10 protein-coding genes are annotated in these 19,011 nt (G+C 42.0%); 8 read left to right on the top strand and 2 right to left on the bottom strand.

The features are described from left to right. The first annotated feature begins 7 nt into the window (after window positions 1-7). From ACYQ0C_RS09990 to ACYQ0C_RS09965, 6 genes are all read left to right on the top strand, one after another. On the top strand, window positions 8-2,377 hold the full coding sequence (locus ACYQ0C_RS09990; protein ID WP_016276645.1) for an ABC transporter permease: 2,370 nt from the start codon (window positions 8-10) through the stop codon (window positions 2,375-2,377). 20 nt (window positions 2,378-2,397) lie between these two features. Then, complete coding sequence (locus tag ACYQ0C_RS09985) at window positions 2,398-4,797, top strand: ABC transporter permease (RefSeq protein WP_016276644.1); 2,400 nt, start codon at window positions 2,398-2,400, stop codon at window positions 4,795-4,797. Between the two features lie 18 nt (window positions 4,798-4,815). Further along, entirely contained in the window at window positions 4,816-7,179 is a 2,364-nt protein-coding gene (locus ACYQ0C_RS09980; RefSeq protein ID WP_016276643.1) for an ABC transporter permease, read from the top strand. Between the two features lie 15 nt (window positions 7,180-7,194). Continuing rightward, entirely contained in the window at window positions 7,195-9,558 is a 2,364-nt protein-coding gene (locus tag ACYQ0C_RS09975) for an ABC transporter permease (RefSeq protein ID WP_016276642.1), read from the top strand. Window positions 9,559-9,762: 204 nt separating this feature from the next. Further along, window positions 9,763-10,437, top strand: a complete 675-nt coding sequence (locus tag ACYQ0C_RS09970) for an ABC transporter ATP-binding protein (protein ID WP_016276641.1) — start codon at window positions 9,763-9,765, stop codon at window positions 10,435-10,437. A 53-nt stretch (window positions 10,438-10,490) separates the two neighbouring features. Next, window positions 10,491-12,842 carry an ABC transporter permease gene (locus ACYQ0C_RS09965; protein WP_016276640.1) on the top strand — a complete coding sequence of 784 codons (2,352 nt, stop codon included), beginning with the start codon at window positions 10,491-10,493 and terminating at the stop codon, window positions 12,840-12,842. A gap of 256 nt (window positions 12,843-13,098) precedes the next feature. On the opposite strand, the gene spt is transcribed toward ACYQ0C_RS09965, so the two are convergent. Next, the gene (gene spt, locus ACYQ0C_RS09960) at window positions 13,099-14,286 is read right to left on the bottom strand and encodes a serine palmitoyltransferase (protein WP_016276639.1); all 1,188 of its coding nucleotides are present in this window, start codon (window positions 14,284-14,286) and stop codon (window positions 13,099-13,101) included. Between the two features lie 244 nt (window positions 14,287-14,530). Here spt and ACYQ0C_RS09955 point away from each other — a divergent pair, with 244 nt between their 5' ends. Continuing rightward, window positions 14,531-15,565: a diacylglycerol/lipid kinase family protein gene (locus ACYQ0C_RS09955; protein ID WP_016276638.1), complete on the top strand. Its 1,035-nt coding sequence runs from the start codon at window positions 14,531-14,533 to the stop codon at window positions 15,563-15,565. Between the two features lie 81 nt (window positions 15,566-15,646). Here ACYQ0C_RS09955 and ACYQ0C_RS09950 read toward each other — a convergent pair whose 3' ends face one another. Then, a complete protein-coding gene (locus ACYQ0C_RS09950) occupies window positions 15,647-16,351 on the bottom strand; it encodes a tRNA1(Val) (adenine(37)-N6)-methyltransferase (RefSeq protein WP_016276637.1) in 705 nt (234 codons plus the stop codon). A gap of 182 nt (window positions 16,352-16,533) precedes the next feature. Here ACYQ0C_RS09950 and lon point away from each other — a divergent pair, with 182 nt between their 5' ends. Further along, window positions 16,534-19,011: an endopeptidase La gene (gene lon, locus ACYQ0C_RS09945; protein ID WP_016276636.1), complete on the top strand. Its 2,478-nt coding sequence runs from the start codon at window positions 16,534-16,536 to the stop codon at window positions 19,009-19,011.

The following is a 19,011-nucleotide window of genomic DNA, read 5'->3' as shown; positions in this document are numbered from 1 at the left end:
ACAAAAGATGAAAACACTGAAATATGCTTTGCGCTTTTTGATGCGCTCTAAATCATATACTGTCATTAACCTGTTGGGACTGGCTTTCAGCCTGGCCTGCTGCATCATCCTGATGCGGTATATTCATCGGGAACTGACGGTGGACACCCATTGTATGGACAGGGAGCATGTCTATGCCATCTGCACCAATACTGAAGGCAGCCGGGGACTGAGCGGCTTGAAACAATATAACTATGACACCATTTCCATTGACAACCGCTTTGTGGAAACGATGAGCACCTATATTCCGTTGGAAAAAGATTATGTAATCTCTGGCGACAACCGTTTTCCGGCACGTTGTCTCGTTACCGATAGTGCATTCTTCCAACTATTTCATTATCCGGCAGTACAAGGAGAACTATCCCTCTCAACACCTCAATCGGCATTATTGACTGAAAAATATGCACGTAAGATCTTCGGTCGCGAAAATCCGATCGGTAAAGTGCTGCGTTATAGTAATGGCAAAGACATTACCATAGAAGGTATCGTGGGAGAACCTGAGTGTAAAACGACCATTAACTTTGATATCATCCTCTCTTCTAAATTATCCCAACGTTGGGAAAGGATGAATACGGAACTCTATCGTTTCCTGCCCGGCACAGATATAAATGCCATCAATAAAGCAGGTAGTGTTCCACGGTATATAAACGACCCTAAATATGACACCCGTACACATACTTTTTCTTTAATTCCCGTGAAGGATATTTACTGGAATGGTTCCTTAACCGATCATGAACCTGCCATGTTCCTTTCGGGAAACCGTTCTCAGTTAATCATTTTGTCCGGTGTGTGTCTGTTATTGCTTCTCACCGGAGTCTTGAATTTTATCAATCTTTACCTGGTGACATTATTACGCCGCGGAAAAGAATATGGATTAAAGAAAGTATTTGGTGCCTGTGGCAGAACATTGTTCGCCAATATCTGGATTGAAAATACATTATTGGTGCTGAGCGCCTTATCAGCAGCCTGGCTTATTATTGAAATACTGTCCATTCCTGCTGAATATGTATTTGGCATTCACTTCTCTTATACAGCTTTCGACGGATGGTTGTCGATAGGTATTTTAGTATTGCTGCCGATGATAACTTCTATTTATCCATACATCAAATACAATTACACCTCCCCTATTCTTTCCATCCGTTCCATCAGCGGACAAAGTCATTCCAGCCATTCCCGCATGTTCTTTTTAGGGACACAGTATATGATAACTTTTCTGTTGGTGGTGCTTTCACTTTATTTTAACCGGCAACTTGGAATGTTGTTAAATACCGAACCAGGATTCCGTACTAAAAACATCATGAACGTAAATTTAGTATATGAATCGAAAGATTTCAGTAGTTATACTTATGAAAGTATGCAACAACGCCGCCAGCGTGTCATGCAGTTGGATAATGAACTTAACACTTGTCCCTTTATTGAATTGTACGAACCTAGCTATGAGAATATCCTTACTCCTACCTTTGGCACAAACTATCTGAATGACAAGGGAGAAAAGGTGTTTCTAAATATTCGCTACGCCACTCCCACTTTTTTCAAATTATATGATATAAAAGTGATTGAAGGCGAGATACCCGATATGGATAAAGAAGATCGGCGTACCGTTCTTGTGGTAAACAAAGCTGCACTGAAAGCATTAGGCTATACTTCCATCCATGGTGCCGGAGTGATTGAAGAAAATAAAAAAAGAGCTAATTCCGGCACGTCTCTCCAACCTATCGTTGCGGTAGTAGAAGATTATTTTGAAGGGCATCTGACCGCCGGAGTCAAGCCCACTATCTATTCTGTCGGAACACGGTTCAGTGGCGATCTTTATCAAATAGCTTATGCACCTGGCAAAAAGAAAGAAATGATTGATTTTTTACGTAATCTGGAATATAAAGTCTATGGAAGCAAAGACTTTGAATATACTTTTTTGGAAGATGATGTCAAAGCGATGTATGAACAAGACCGCCAAACAGCCACTGTTTATTCCATCTTTGCCTGTATAGCCATTATTGTTTCCAGCCTTGGTTTATTGGGAATTTCTCTTTTTGACATTCGCCAGCGATATCGGGAAATAGCGATTCGCAAAGTGAACGGTGCATGCATCAAAGACCTCTACAGATTGTTATTCCGCAAATATATAATAGTTTTGATTATAGCATTTGTCATAGCTATTCCTTTAGCTTATTACCTGATAAATACCTATACTCAGAATTTTGCAGTAAAAGCACCTGTCAGCATAGACATTTTCATCATATCATTGCTATTAGTTATAGTCATATCACTGGGAACCTTAGCATACCAAATACAAAAGGCAGCCCATATTAATCCAGCTAAAATTATTAAAACCGAATAACTTTATAAAACGATAGAAACATGTTAAGTCACTATATAAAAATGGCAGTACGCCAACTATTAAAATATAAGATACAGAATCTGATCTCTGTGGTAGGATTATCCGTAGGAATATTATGTTTCAGCATCTGCCTTTATTGCAGCCGGTTCATCAACGGGACAGACTCCTGCTTCTCCCATAAGGAACGTATAGCAGATATCAGCCTATATACCTCACGGGGCGATTTGTATTCCGGTATTCCGGCAACGCTGATTGAGCATTTACGCAAGCAAGGCTTTGATGAAGTGGAAGACTTTACGTTTGCCGTTTACCCCCGGAAGCGAAGCTATAACGTAGAGATAAAAGAAGGTAAGGAATTACCATACAATGACTTGAATACAATGGAGGTAGACTCTCTGTTTAGAAAAATATTTACCCCTCGGATTATACAGGGATCATGGGAAGTGGCTGCCAACACGCCCAATGCCGTCATATTGACCCGGTCTTTAGCAAAAAGAATGTTCGGTGAGTCTGAAAATCCTATAGGCAAGCGTATGATGCTGACACAACGTCTTTTTACCGCACCAAAGACCACTCCCCGCACGGGTGGTATAGCTTATACCATTCAGGCTGTGATAGAAGATATACCGCTGAACACCAGCCTAAGTTTTCTGGAAAAGCTGGATATGCTGACCTTGAATGACAGTGAAGGAACATTGCAATTCAGCGACCGCGGCAATATGACCGGCGGTTGGGGCTTCGCTTTGCTTCATCCGGGTAAAACAGCCCAAAAGTTAGAAGCTCGTTTTCACTCCATGAATCTGAAGCACCGCCTCTATGACGAAGAAACAGCCATAACGGCTTCATCCTTTGGAGAGAAGTTTTGGAATAAATCCATCGCTCCTTTTTTTGCAGGAATAACCATGGTGGTAGGCCTGCTGATATTACTGACCGGACTGCTTAATTTCTTCCACTTCCTTATGGGGACTTTTCTAAACCGTAATCGTGAGTATGGAATACGCAAAGTCATGGGCAGCGGAAACCGGCAACTTTTTTACCAGCTCTTTGTCCAGTCGGTTGTCATTGCATCAATCGCTTTCTTGCTAACCTTTTGTCTGATAGAAATAATCAGCCCTTATTTGAATTTCAGTTTATTCGATTTTGTTCTTATCATCGAAAAAAATCTGTTGTTCGTACAAACAGCAGAGTATATGGGATTCATTTTATTTTTATGTATGATATTATGCTTTGCCACTGTATTGCGCATACGTTATATAGCCATCCGGACAAGTATTCACGGCAGTGAGATAAAACGTCATAAACATGGAATGCGGAATATGCTGTTAGGTATTCAGTTTTTTATATGCTGGATCTTTGTCTCATTGACCGTAGCTCTTTATATGCAAGCGGAGAAAACAGAATCGACTCTGTTCAATACACTGACTGAAAAAGAAAAAGCCAATATACTGAGCTTCCCCATAGATTATATGTTCATGAAGAACGAAGAAAAACTGGCTTTGATAGAACGGGTATCCAAATATCCCGGTGTGCAAGACAAACTGCTGGCAGATATCAGCTATCTGAACGGAGTATCGGGAAACCTGATGCTGACAGAAAAAGACAACCGGGAGAGCGGTTTTGAAATAAACACCATGGCTGTATCCACTAATTTCTTCCGGTTCATGAATATACCTTTACTGACGGGTCGGCCGCTGGAGACCCAAGAAGACCTGGTAGTGGACCAAACTGCGGTGGAACGCCAGAAAAAAGACCTGTTAGGAACTACGCTGTACAATAACTCGGATGGTTATACCATTTGCGGTGTATGTGCCAACTTTATTGCCAACGTATACAATCAAAGCCCCGGATTTGCATTCTTGCCCAGTGACTTCACTTATTTCGTGGGTCATTGCTATCTGAAATGCGATCCGGAGAGAACAGCCGAAGTCAAGGCGCTGGTAGAAAAGACATTGAAAGAAACGCTTCCGGAAAGTATCCACCCTAAAGTCACCACTTTGCAAGAGGATATATACGAGGCACAAGCCATAGAAAATAAATTGAAAGGAATTATTCTGTTCTTCTCCATTGTCAGCCTGATCATTACTTTACTGGGAGTTTATTCAGCCATTACATTGGACACGGAGCGCAGGCAAAAGGAAGTGGCTATCCGAAAGGTAAACGGAGCCGGATTAAAGCAAATCATTTTCCTGTTCGCCCGTCTTTATATGGGATTATTGGCAGGCTCTGCCACCATAGCCTTTCCTTTAATCTATGCATTCATGCAAATGTGGAAAAGAACGTACATCGTATTCTTTAATGATGGCATACTGTACTGGGCAGGCATTTTTATGGGTATCACATTCATTACTACTCTTACGGTCTTATTCCGCATCTTGAAAATAGCACGGATCAATCCGGCGAAAGTGATCAAGAACGAATAATTAAATAGCTATTGAGATATGATAAAACACTATTTAAAAGTAGCGATAAGAAATCTGTTAAAGTATAAAGTCCAGACAGTGGTCAGTATCCTAGGGCTAGCGATGGGCTTTGTATGTTTCGCCTTATCGCTCTACTGGATACATTACGAAATCACATACGATGGCTTCCGTCAGGATGTAGATCGTATGTATATGGTACGCACCAATGATGAATATGCCGAAGGAAAAATCTCCTCCCGAGTCCCATACTCACTCGCTGATTATCTGACAGAACATTTTCCTGAAATAGAAGTTGCAGCCCCCTTTCATATTAATTCTGAACGGATTAGTGTTAATGACAACTATCAGGATGTCATGTTCTCATCGGCAGACAGCGCATGGATGCAACTGATGGATATTCAAATTATAAAAGGGAACCGTAACTTTATGTTACCTGAAGATAATGCGGAAATTGCCATAACGGAAGAAATGGCAAAGAAATGGTTTGGCACAGAAGATCCTTTAGGAAGGGAAGTAAAAATGTGGCACCGGGCTAAAAAGATCTGTGCAGTAGTGCGGGCAGAAAATACACATACTTGTTTCCCTTTTGAATTAATCGGCAATCCGGAATTGGGAAGAACCTGGTGGTATATAACTTGGAATATGTTGATTAAAATAAAGCCCGATACTAAAGTGGAGGAACTGGAAGCTAAGATAAATGCCAGTTTGCCTCACGAATTAAAACAAGTAACCCAAACACGAAAAACCGGAATAGAAAGGATTTATCTGACCCCATTGTCCGAATTACATTACTCCAAAGATTTTCGTGATGGGAAGGAGGAAGCTATCACCTTCAATTATATTGTTTACTTTTCAGTAGCGGGTATTTTGATTATTGCATGTGCACTCATCAATTACCTCACTTTGTTTATCAATCGCATGAGGATTCGCCAACGTGAAATGGCTTTACGAATGATACACGGGGCAAATGTACGGTCACTTGTCTATCTGCTGACTATTGAGTTCCTGCTTCTGCTGACGGGTTCCGTCTTTACAGGATTTCTGATCATTGAAATATGTTTGCCGCAGTTCATTGAACTGACAGGAATCGATGCCCCCAAATCGGCTCTTTATGCCGAAACGTGCTTATTTGTTACATTGGTTTCCATGCTGATTCTAGCAGCCATCATCGGTTTGCTTTACTTTCTGTACCGCCGCTCCTTGCACCTTTCCCTGCGTCATGATGCCGGACGTACTACCGGCTCTCTTTTGCGCAAAGGCAGTATTGTATTACAGCTTCTTGTATGTTTCATCTTTATCGGCTGTACGGTATTGATGAACCAGCAGTTAGATTATCTGCGTCATCGTGACTTGGGCATAGAGTTCCATAACAGGGGAAGTTTCTCTGTCAGAGGCGATTACAATATGCTCCCATTGGTTGAGAAGGTAAAAAGATTACCTATGGTGACGGAAGTCCTACCTCCCAACTATAGTGCTTTAGCCTCCCAAATTATAGCCATCGGGCAATGGGATAATTGGGACGGACTGGACACACCGCTTGATGTCCCCCTGCCTGTCAATTTGTTTCTGGGAGGAGAAGAACTCTTTCGCTTCTATGGCATCACCTTGCTGGCAGGCAAATTTCTCAATGACTTTTCTACCTATGAAGAAATCATTATTAATGAATCGTTGGCACGCCGGATGGGTTGGACACCTCAAGAAGCGATAGGCAAACATATTTTTAAATCATTCATAACTTATACCGTTGTCGGAGTTGTGAAAGACTGTCATTATGTAGCTCCCACTCTGCCCATACCCAATACAGGTTTTGTAGTTGGAGAAGAAATGGGATTGATGCAACGAAGTGCCGGAATCCTATTCAAATATAAAGAAGGTACTTGGAACGAATGTCGCCAGGCCCTCGAAGATATTTATCGTACAGCGTGTCCGCCCGATAAAATACTTCGTATAGATAGTGAAGAAGAAGTGTACAACAACTATCTGTATTCGGAGGATATGCTTACCCGTTTGCTCAGTTTTGCTTCTTTGATCTGTGTACTTACCGCCCTGTTCGGCATCTATTCACTGGTCACTCTCACCTGCGAGCAACGACGTAAAGAAATAGCCATACGTAAAGTGAACGGAGCCACCGTATGGAATATCCTGCTCTTGTTTTTCCGCGAATATCTGGGAATGCTTTGTATGGCCGCACTGTTTGCTTTTCCAATCACATACGCCATTATCAAACATTGGATAGTAAACTATGTCCGGCAGGTCAGTATCAGCCCGTTACCATTCCTACTTATTTTTGTAGGGCTGGCTCTGACAGTCATAGCTGGAATCAGCTGGCGTGTGTGGAAAGCGGCCAATGAGAATCCGGCGGAAGTAATCAAGAACGAATAAAAATATAATTTAATTATGACAACACACTATTTGAAGATAGCATTCAGAAACCTGATTAAATATAAGACACAATCGGTTATCAGTATGCTGGGATTGGCTGTAGGCTTCGCATGTTTTGCTCTGTCTGCATACTGGATACACTATGAAATGACCTATGATGCATTTCACCAAGATGCCGGACGCATGTATGCGGTCAGAGTAAACAATTCCTTCGAGAAAGGGAAATTGACCCACAGAATCCCCCACCCCTTGGGACAGTATTTAAAGAGTCATTATCCAGAGATTGAAGAATATAGTGTATTCAACATCAGGTTGTGCAAATTGAAGGACAACGATAAATGGTTGGAAGTAAATATGGCATCGTCCGACAGCACTTTTATGCAGATGATGAATATAAAAGTGTTGGATGGAAATACAAACTTCATGCTGCGCGAGAGCCAGGAAGTTGCTATCACACAAGAAATGGCAACACAATTATTCGGCAAAGAGAATCCATTGGGAAAAGAAATAGAACTGGACAGAAAGAAAAAGAAGATATGTGCCGTTGTATCAGATTGGAGCAAACATTCTTCATTCCACTATGCTTTTATTGGTGACACCAATTATGGAAGAGGTTGGGATTTTCATTTGTTCAATGCTATAGTAAAACTGAAAAAAAATACCGATGTGAAGGCCCTGACCCATAAAATGAACCAAAACTTTCCGGATGAAATGAAGAAAAATATTTATGGGGAAACAGGAATAACCACTTTCTTTCTGACACCTCTCACTTCACTTCATTATGACAAGGATTTTCCTCATCAAAATGATGTGATTATCAAGTTCAATCATATTGTGTATTTCTCTGTAGTAGGCATCCTGATTATCATTTGTGCCTTTGTGAATTTCCTTACCTTGTTTGTCAATCGTATCCGTTCCCGTCAAAAAGAGATGGCATTACGTAAGGTGAACGGAGCGCCCAATTGTTCAATCATTGCATTGTTGCTCACAGAATATGCAATGATCCTTGTCTCATCCATCCTTATAGGTATGCTGCTGATAGAAATATTATTGCCGGCATTCATAAACTATGCAGGTATTGTCCTTTCGCGTTCTGCCATTTATAGTGAATCACTAGCATACATTGCCGGTATATCCATCCTTGCCTCCATCGTTTCCACGGTTCCTATTTATCTATTCCAAAAACGCACGTTGCAATCCTCTCTGGAAACGGGCAAGGGAAGACAAAACGGGAATATGTTCCGTACAACTTCTATGATTGTACAATTAACCGTATGCCTTTCCATTATATCTTCTACAGTAATCATCAATAAGCAGTTGAATTTCCTGAAACATACAGAGCTGGGAATGATACACCATAACATTGGCAGCATTTCTATCTGGATGAATGTGGATATGAATACATGGAGCAGTAAAATAGCTGCTCTGCCCATGGTCACGGACATACTTCCTCCGAAATATTATCCCTTAGTGGGCACGGGGCCTATGATGGTGATGGGAATCAATAATAGGGACGGACTGGACAAGCCGGTCAAAGAAAAAGAAACATTGGACATGATCTATGCAAGCGGAGAGTTTTGTCAATTCTATGGCATGACACTTCTTTCCGGCGAATGGATTTCCGAAAAGTCATTGGCTACGGATATGCTGATTACCGAATCAACCGCCCATACATTGGGTTGGCAAACCGAAGAAGCTATTGGAAAACATATCTATCCGGAAGGTTTTGACGAAACATTTACTGTCATAGGTGTCGTAAAGGATTGTCATTACAAATCGCCTACAACCAAAATACCGAATACCGCTTTTATAAATACAGAGAAACAAAAGCACATGTGGTTCCGTGCCAGTATTCTGTTCAAGTATAAAGAAGGGACTTGGCCCGAATGCAAACGTCTGATAGAAAAGATGGTTCAAGAGGAACATCCCGATAAAGTTTTGCGCCTGTTCAGCGAAGATGAAGTATATGATGATTATTTACGTTCAGAAAATGCCTTGCACAAACTACTGGAATTCGCATCCATGATATGTATCATTATTTCCGTTTTCGGAATATACTCCTTGGTTACTCTTGCTTGTGAACAACGTCGCAAAGAGATTGCCATCCGCAAGGTAAATGGCGCAACAGTAAAAACAATTATCAGGATGTTTCTCAAGGAATACTTGTTATTGCTGGTTGCAGCGTCCATCATTGCTTTTCCCATTTCCTACCTGATCATGAAAAAATGGATCGAGGGATATAACAGACAAGTGGAGATGGGTTATTTCCCATTTATCTCTATATTTGCAGGTATTGCATTGATTATAATATTCAGCATAGCCCGGCGAGTATGGAAAGCAGCCAACGAGAATCCGGCGGAAGTAATCAAGAACGAATAAAACGAACATACAGTGTGCTCTTTCGCACATAATTTGTGCATAACCGCACGTTCCGGAGGAAGGGAACGAATACATATTTCATTGATAACAAGGAAACTATATCATCGGCATGATTCTTGCTGTTTATCTTTAGAAGATATGAGGCAGATTGGATCCGAATAATTAAGCATAAAAGAATTAACAATTAATAAGAAACTTACTATTATGATCAAGACAGTTAACTTACAAAAGATTTTCAAGACGGAAGAAGTGGAAACCTGGGCACTCAACAATGTCAGTTTAGAAATTAAAGAAGGCGAATTTGTAGCCATCATGGGGCCTTCAGGTTGTGGTAAATCCACCCTATTGAATATCCTTGGCTTGTTGGATAATCCCACAGGAGGAGTCTATGAACTGAACGGTACAGACGTATCCAAATTTACCGAATCCCAACGCACCAACCTTCGTAAAGGAGTCATCGGCTTTGTTTTCCAAAGCTTCAATCTGATTGACGAACTGAACGTGTTCGAGAATATCGAACTGCCTTTATTGTATATGGGAATTCCGGCAGCAGAACGCAAGCGACGGGTGGAAGAAGCGATGAACCGCATGGCTATTTCCCATCGTGTAAAGCATTTCCCTCAGCAATTGTCAGGTGGTCAGCAACAGCGTGTAGCGATAGCCCGTGCCGTGGTAGCCAATCCGAAACTGATTCTAGCCGATGAACCTACCGGAAACCTGGATTCCAAAAATGGTAAAGAAGTAATGGAACTATTGAGCGAATTGAATAAAGAAGGAACGACTATTGTAATGGTTACCCACTCCCAGCATGATTCCGGCTATGCAGGAAGAACCATTAATTTGTTTGACGGGCAGGTGGTGAATGAAGTGAAAATATAAGCAACTTATCATTGGGGTGGCTAAGCCGCCCCTTTTATAAAAAATACGGTAAAATGAATATCTTTCTGAATATCAAATTTATTGCCCGCAGTTGGTGGCGGAACAAACTCTTTTTTCTGATCTCATTACTCAGCCTCACTGTAGGATTGGGATGCACCAATCTGCTTACCACTTTTTTTATCCATGAATATAATGTAGAAAAGCATAATGCCCACCGTGACTTTATCTATATGTTACGCCAGGATTCCCCTATGGAAGAGGGAATTAAAGTAACCTACTCCACCCCGGACGCAACCACACAAATAAAAGAAAGATACGCTGAGATAACAAATGTTTTGCGTGTGAACAGAATACCGGTCCATCTTTGTAAATACAATGAAACAACTATAAAGCAGTTTCTTTTTATCAGCGCAGACTCTACTTTAAACCATTTTTTTCCTTATACAGCTTTGGAGGGAAGTCTGAAAGAGGTTCTCACCACCCCGGACAAAGTAGCTTTAGACAAAACATTTGCCCAACGGCTTTTCGGCAATCATTCCGGCATGGGAGAAATCCTTGAAATAACCGATGAAGAGGGTCAACGTAAAAATTATAAAGTAGCGGCTATATTGGAAGATCGCCCACAGTCTTTTCTGCATTTTGACTTACTGACAGGAATGACCGGTCAATCATGGGGAGGTCCCGCATTATTAAAGCTACAACCGGGAGCATCATCCTTGGCTTTGCAGGAAAAAATAAAGAACGACAAGATTCCAGCCTTAGTACCGGGTTCCCAATATTACATTGACCCGATAAAAGAGTGGTACTTCAGTACAGGAAAGGACAGCAAGCAGCAACAATTGTCCTTTTTTCATCACAGTGATGTATTATTGCTTTATATCAGTCTGATTTCAGCCTTGCTGGTGCTCACCATCGCTTGCTTCAATTATACCAATCTGACCCTCTCACGTACTTTGCAACAGCTCAAGATGATACATATAGAAAAACTGATGGGAGCCCGATTAAAAGAGATCCGCAGCCAGTTATTCCTTGATGCGGCACTCACCGTCTGGTTTGCTTTCCTGTTGTCGTTATTGCTGATCAATGACTTGCTGCCATGGTTCAATAATCTGCTGTCGGCGCATCTCTCCTTTTCTTTTTTCTTCAGCTGGCAAATCCTGCCTTTGCTTTTATCATTCATTTTTCTTATGGCAGTTGTTCCCGGTCTGTATATCAGCCATAAACTCTCCGGACAGACATTGAACGAGTACCGTCAAACTTATACTGGAAGAAAAAAACAACAACTTATATGGATCCTTGTTACCCTCCAATTCATCTTATCAATAGGATTAGTGTATGCCACTACACTTGCCCAAGGTCAGATGAATTTAATCAAATCCCGTGCATACCGTTATGAAAATACCATAGAAATAGGGAACGGCACGTCTTCTTTGTCGCCTCTTTATCAAGAAATGAAGCAAATGGACGGAATAGAATCAATGAGCCTTTCCATGAGTTCAGTGCTTTACAGCTGGATGCGCGAACTCCCCATCTGGCAAGCTGACGGCAGTATCCAACATCATTTTATAGTACATATTCCTGCTGATACCGCTTTCTTCCAAACCATGCACATCCGGCAAATTGCCGGAGTACCTCCTGCTAAAGCCCGTCAAGAATATGGTCATCCGGCTTTTATCAATGAGAACTATGCCCGTTTACTGAATATTGATGCATCTAAAATAGGTCATAAACTGAATGAATTTGATGACTATTCAGACTCACTGAGCACCATTGCAGGTATTTTCGAGAACTTTCCATTCAACTCTCTGGAGGAAGAAGTGGGTGGTCAACAAATATCCATCGAAACCGAAAAGAAGTTAACTCAGAAAGGCATGTTCATGCAAATCAAGCTGGCACCTGAAAAGCGTGGAGAAACACTGGCAGCCATCGAAAAATTATGGAAAAGAATGAATGATGACCAAGAATTCAACTATATAGATATGCATAAAGAGTTTATGCAACGTAATAATAAAGTAATTACGCTTTCAAAGATTCTTATCAGTTATTCGTGTATTGCATTGTTACTGACTTGTTTCGGTTTATTCGGCATCTCATGGTACGCAGTCCGTCACCGTATTCGTGAAATAGCCGTCCGCAAAGTGCACGGTGCTTCCCATTGGGACATTGTATGGTTGCTGAACCGTTCCTTTCTGTGGCAGATACTGATAGCATACCTTGTTGCCATTCCGGTAGCATGGTTGCTGATGCAACATTGGTTGGAGCAATTTGTGTACCGCACTTCTGTTACATTATGGAATTTCCTTACTCCAGTTTTTATTGTATCGGCAATCACAATCATTACGGTGACCATATATAGCTATTTCAGTGCGCGTATCAGTCCGGTGGATAGTTTGAAAACAGAATAGCCGACGTTAAAAACACACTTCTGCACGTGCAGGATTTCACATACATACGCATGAGGCTGTACGAACGTATGTATAGAGCTACACATACGTTCGTGTAGCTTCATGCGTACGTACATGTGGGAGTGTATACTTTCCGGTGTAGGGTGAGATACCGATCCGTTGCCCTTTTCATGCTTTTACGGGTGATTCCGGATCATCCCTGCAACTAGAGACAATAAAAAAGGTTGCCTGCAAACAGGCAACCTTCTCTTATATCTTACTTAATGATTTCCAACTTCTTAAAGCACTTGGTCAGTTTATCCACAGCATAGTCAACTTGTTCCTTGGTATGAGTAGCCATCAAAGCAACACGTACCAAAGTATCTTGTGGCGCACAAGCGGGCGGAATAACAGGATTGATAAATATACCCTCGTCAAATGCCAGCTTAGTCACTTCGAATGTCTTGTCCGTATCACGAACATAAAGTGGAATAATCGGACTTTCTGTATCACCGATTTCAAAACCAGCCTGACGGAAACAATCCAAAGCATAATTTGTGATCTTCCACAAATTCTCACGACGTTCGGGCTCAGTCTTAAGGATATGAAGTGCGGCACGTGCAGCAGCCGTTGCTGCAGGAGTATTACTTGCAGAGAATATATACGAACGCGAATTGTGGCGCAACCAGTTGATTGTATCCTTATCCGCAGCCACGAAACCACCGATAGAAGCCAGTGACTTTGAGAATGTACCCATGATAACATCTACCTGGTCTGTCAATCCAAAATGATCACACACGCCTCGTCCGTCACGGCCGAACACACCCAAACCATGTGCTTCATCCACCATGATGCTTGCGTTGTATTTGTCTTTCAAGCGGACAATCTCAGGCAAGTTCGCCAAATCACCTTCCATAGAGAATACACCATCTACCACAATCAGTTTTACAGATTCCGGTTTACATTTCTGAAGTTCTTTCTCAAGAGCCTCCATATCATTATGTTTGTACTTCAGCTGAGTGGAGAAAGAAAGGCGGCGTCCGTCCACGATAGAAGCATGGTCACGGTCATCGCAGATAATGTAATCATTGCGGTCTGTCAGGCAAGATACCACACCTTCATTTACCGTAAAACCGGTAGAATAGACTAACGCATCATCTTTTCCTACGAATTCCGCCAATTCCTTTTCTAACTGGACGTGTAGGTCAAGCGTACCATTCAAGAAGCGTGAACCTGCACAACCTGTACCATATTTACGGGTTGCAGCAATAGCTGCTTCGATAATCCGTTCATCGTAAGTTAACCCCATGTATGAGTTGGAGCCAAACATCAGCACCTTTTTACCATCCATTACAACCTCTGTGTCCTGATGGCTGTCTATCTCACGAAAATAAGGGTAAACGCCTCTTTCCATGTATAGTTGAGGCAATCTGAATTTACTTAACTTGTCTTGTAATAATCCCATATCCTATTGTATATGTAAGCCTCATCGGCCTACTTTAAAATAATGTATATAAACTCACTAATACATTCTGTTATCGAGGTGTTCCTGTCAAAACAGGCTGCAAAGATAGTAAATTCTACAACCTGTTGTACTTTTTTTCAAAAAAAATATTTAGTTACATCAAAACTTTTAGGATTTAGGGCAGTTATAAACAAAATGTATTACTTTTGCGTTTAATAAAGAGCTAAACTACCAAAGTAAAAGTATGACCACAAAAAAGAAAATTGTATTTGTCGTTAATCCTATTTCGGGGACACAGGGGAAAAGATCCATCTTACAATGGATTGACGAACGTATAAACCGTGCCCTCTATGATTATACGATTGTCAAAACGCAATATGCCGGCCATGCTGAAAAAATCGCCGCGGAAGCTGCCGGAGAAAAAGTGGATATAGTAGTGGCAATTGGAGGAGACGGGACTATAAACGAAATAGGACGTGCACTGATACATACGGATACGGCGTTGGGCATCATTCCATGCGGATCGGGAAACGGACTGGCACGTCATTTACAAATTCCCATGGAACCCAAAGCTGCCATTGACATTATAAATGAAGGTTCTGTTGCCTGCATTGATTACGGCAAAATAAACAATATTCCCTTTTTCTGCACATGCGGAGTCGGTTTTGACGCGTTTGTCAGTTTGAAGTTCGCCGATTCAGGCAAACGCGGATTACTGACCTATCTGGAAAACACCTTGCACGAGAGTCTGAGTTACAAACCAGAGACTTATGAAATAGAAAATGAAGAAGGAACGGTAAAATACAAAGCTTTCCTGATAGCCTGCGGCAATGCATCCCAATATGGAAACAACGCATATATCGCTCCACAAGCCTCGTTGACCGATGGCTTGATGGATGTCACAATATTGGAGCCGTTCACTGTTCTGGATGTACCCTCCCTGTCTTTCCAGCTTTTCAACAAGACCATAGACCAAAACAGCCGGATCAAGACATTCCGCACCAAAAAAATAAAAATACATCGTTCGAAACCCGGAGTAATGCATTTTGACGGAGATCCGGTCATGGGAGGAAACGACATCGAGGTAGAGTTGATTCCACAGGGACTCAACATCATCGTTTCTGATAAAAAAAAAGAGAACGAACCTTTTAGTCTCCTACAGCAGATATCCGAAATATTCAGTGGGATGAAGCCTAAAGCTGAAACTTTCGCTTTCCGGCACAGCCATCTGTTTGAACTTAACAAAAATTTATTGCGCCGTTTATCCAAGAAGCATTAAGAAATGTCTTTTTTCTGAACATCAATAAAGATTCTGCAAATAGAAACAGTTTCTTTATGATGTTCGGGATAATAGAATCCTCTACATCCTCAAATAAAAATCTTTTGTCAAGGCTATATATTCCTCACTATATACATGACGTGATAATTCGATCGTTAAATTATCAGTAACACATTGATCCACAGAGAATTTAAAAGCGAGCAACACCCGTTTGGGATCAGCTCCGGGTGTGGTATGAATCAAGGTCTGGTGTGAAAGATGCAAGCCGTAACGAGTGGCAGCCCGCAAAAAGAATTCCTTGCCATCCGTGGGGATAATCACCGAAAAGACACCTTCGGGATGAAGCAAACGAGCTGCTGACTCTGCCAGTTTGTCAAAATCAAGGCTGTCCGTATGCCGGGCAATATTACGCTGCCCGTCAGGACATTTCAAAGAGTCGGCAAAGTAAGGAGGATTGGATACAATGACATCAAAGAGTGCCTCCGAGGTAAAATGACCAATATCCTGCAACTCCACTTCTATCCGGTCTTTCCATGGAGACGCTGCCACATTTCCACGAGCTTGTTCCACAGCATCCGCATCTATATCCACAGCTTTTATCTGGGCGTTGCAACGCTGTGCCATCATCAAAGAGATCAGTCCGGTTCCAGTACCGATATCTAAAACATGACGAGCGGAAGCCACATCGGCCCAAGCTCCCAACAAAACCCCGTCCGTGCCCACCTTCATGGCACATCGATCATGATAAACAGTAAATTGCTTAAAAGAAAAATATGGATTCGGCATACTACATTTATTAAATTTGTTGCCAAAAATAGGCAAATCTGATTAATTACTCCAATTATTAGGAAATATTTGATTTTTAAAACTCAATTAGTTCTCACGAATTTTCCTTATTCAACAAGGAATGATTAACTTTGTCCCCGTTTTGGGCGTTGGGCTCAATTTAACACAAAGAGGAATAAATTATGAAGAGGAATAAGAAAGAAGATATTTTGTTGAATACGGATAACGATGACATCTCTATGTTAGCTGAAATCCAAACAGATCCGGATGAAGTTACTGCAATGGAATTTAATAAAGAAATACCAGTCATGCCCTTACGCAACATGGTAATGTTTCCATCTGTAGTAATGCCGGTAACGATTGGACGTCCCAGCACATTGAAATTGGTAAATGCTGCATACAAGAAAAAACTTCCCATTGCGGTAGTTTGTCAGATACAGGGAGACATGGATGATCCCGGTTTTAATGATGTGTACCACATAGGAGTCATCGGAAAGATTCTTCGTGTATTCGAGATGCCCGGTGGAAATACCACAGTAATCATGCAGTCGAACGGGCCGAAAGTACATCTGGACAGCATCACAAAAACTTCTCCATATTTGAAAGGGATGGTGACTCCTATTCCGGAGGCGAATGACCAACTGGAAACGGATGAATTCAAAGCATTGATTGACACTTGCAAAGAGCTGACAAGCAAGTTTATAGAAACATCCGAAAAGATGAGTCCGGATACTGTTTTTGCTATCAAGAACCTGGATAATCCAGAGATTCTGGTAAACTTTATCTGTGCAAACTTTCCTGTTTCGGTGGAAGAAAAAATAAAGTTGCTGAAAGCCGGCGACTTACAAAGCCGCCTGTATATGCTGGTCAAGGTCTTGAACCGCGAGATACAATTGGCCGACATCAAGCAGAGCATCCAGATGCGTACACGCGAAGACATTGACCGTCAGCAACGTGAATATTTCTTGCAGCAACAAATTAAAAACATACAGGATGAACTGGGTGCCGGACAGGAAGATGAGATAGACGAGCTCCGTCAAAAAGGAAGAGCCAAGAAATGGGGTCCGGAGATGGCGGAACTTTTTGAAAAAGAAATTTCCAAGCTGGAAAGAACGAATTCCCAATCACCAGACTTCAACGTGCAGCTTACCTATCTGCAAACCCTGCTGGGATTGCCCTGGAACGTATTCACCACTGACAATCTGAATATAAGCAATGCCGAAAAGACATTGAACAAAGACCATTACGGTCTGGAGAAAGTAAAGGAGCGTATCCTTGAACATTTGGCCGTACTGAAGCTGAAAGGTGATATGAAATCGCCCATCATCTGCCTTTACGGTCCTCCGGGCGTCGGCAAGACTTCCTTAGGACGTTCCATAGCCGCATCGTTGAAACGTAAATATGTACGTATGTCATTGGGCGGTGTGCATGACGAAGCCGAGATCCGTGGTCATCGTAAAACGTATATCGGTGCCATGCCGGGCCGTATCATCAAAAGTCTGATAAAAGCCGAATCCTCCAATCCGGTTATCATTTTGGATGAGATAGACAAGCTGGGCAGTGACCACCGCGGAGATCCCAGCTCCGCTATGCTGGAAGTGCTTGACCCCGAGCAGAACAACACGTTCCATGACAATTATCTGGATGTGGATTACGACTTGTCTAAAGTAATGTTCATCGCTACGGCAAACAATCTGAGCACCGTCCCCCCTGCTCTGCTGGACCGTATGGAGCTGATTGAGGTCAGTGGATATATCACAGAGGAAAAAGTGGAAATAGCCCGTCGCCATCTTGTTCCCAAAGAACTGGAAGCCAGCGGTATCAAAAAAGAATACGTGAAGTTCTCCAAAGCCGCTTTGGAATATATTGTAGAGAACTACACCCGTGAAAGCGGTGTGCGCGAACTGGAGAAGAAGATAAACAAAGTGATGCGTAAAATAGCGTTGGAATTTGCACGCGACGGCTATGAAGTAACGCATGAAATAAAGCCAGCCGATGTACGAAAATATCTGGGCACGCCCGAATACAGCCGTGACAAATATCAGGGAAATGAATACGCCGGTGTTGTCACAGGACTGGCTTGGACAGCCGTTGGAGGTGAGATTTTGTTTGTAGAGACCAGTTTGAGCAAAGGGAAAGGCGGTAAACTTACGTTGACCGGAAACTTGGGTGACGTAATGAAAGAGTCGGCTATGCTGGCTTTGGAATACCTCAAGGCACATACCAAACTGCTGAATTTACAAGAAGATATTTTTGATAATTGGAATATCCACATCCATGTACCCGAAGGAGCCATCCCCAAAGACGGTCCGTCAGCCGGTATCACCATGGTGACTTCATTGGCGTCCGCCCTCACCCAGCGTAAAGTGAAAGCAAACCTGGCAATGACAGGCGAGATCACATTACGTGGAAAAGTCCTGCCCGTAGGCGGTATCAAAGAAAAGATTCTAGCTGCCAAACGCGCCGGAATCAAAGGCATCATTTTATGTGAGGAGAACCGTAAGAACATTGAAGAGATCCAACCGATGTATCTGGAAGGTCTGACATTCCATTATGTGACGGATATTAAGGAAGTATTGGCTTTGGCTCTCACCGATGAAAAAGTAAACGGAGCCATTGATTTCAATATTACCAATCAGAAAACAGAAGAAAAAAAATAA

This window comes from Phocaeicola sartorii JCM 17136 = DSM 21941, from assembly GCF_054653615.1.
Note: the sequence above shows the minus strand (reverse complement) of the source record. Positions and strands in the feature narration are given on the sequence as shown.

Bases quoted from the DNA above. Each gene is read 5' to 3' on its own strand.
- lon (WP_016276636.1), top strand. From the start codon at position 16,534: ATGAAGAGGAATAAGAAAGAAGATATTTTGTTGAATACGGATAACGAT.
- ACYQ0C_RS09975 (WP_016276642.1), top strand. From the start codon at position 7,195: ATGACAACACACTATTTGAAGATAGCATTCAGAAACCTGATTAAATAT.
- ACYQ0C_RS09955 (WP_016276638.1), top strand. From the start codon at position 14,531: ATGACCACAAAAAAGAAAATTGTATTTGTCGTTAATCCTATTTCGGGG.
- spt (WP_016276639.1), bottom strand. From the start codon at position 14,286: ATGGGATTATTACAAGACAAGTTAAGTAAATTCAGATTGCCTCAACTA.
- ACYQ0C_RS09985 (WP_016276644.1), top strand. From the start codon at position 2,398: ATGTTAAGTCACTATATAAAAATGGCAGTACGCCAACTATTAAAATAT.
- ACYQ0C_RS09965 (WP_016276640.1), top strand. From the start codon at position 10,491: ATGAATATCTTTCTGAATATCAAATTTATTGCCCGCAGTTGGTGGCGG.
- ACYQ0C_RS09950 (WP_016276637.1), bottom strand. From the start codon at position 16,351: ATGCCGAATCCATATTTTTCTTTTAAGCAATTTACTGTTTATCATGAT.
- ACYQ0C_RS09990 (WP_016276645.1), top strand. From the start codon at position 8: ATGAAAACACTGAAATATGCTTTGCGCTTTTTGATGCGCTCTAAATCA.
- ACYQ0C_RS09970 (WP_016276641.1), top strand. From the start codon at position 9,763: ATGATCAAGACAGTTAACTTACAAAAGATTTTCAAGACGGAAGAAGTG.
- ACYQ0C_RS09980 (WP_016276643.1), top strand. From the start codon at position 4,816: ATGATAAAACACTATTTAAAAGTAGCGATAAGAAATCTGTTAAAGTAT.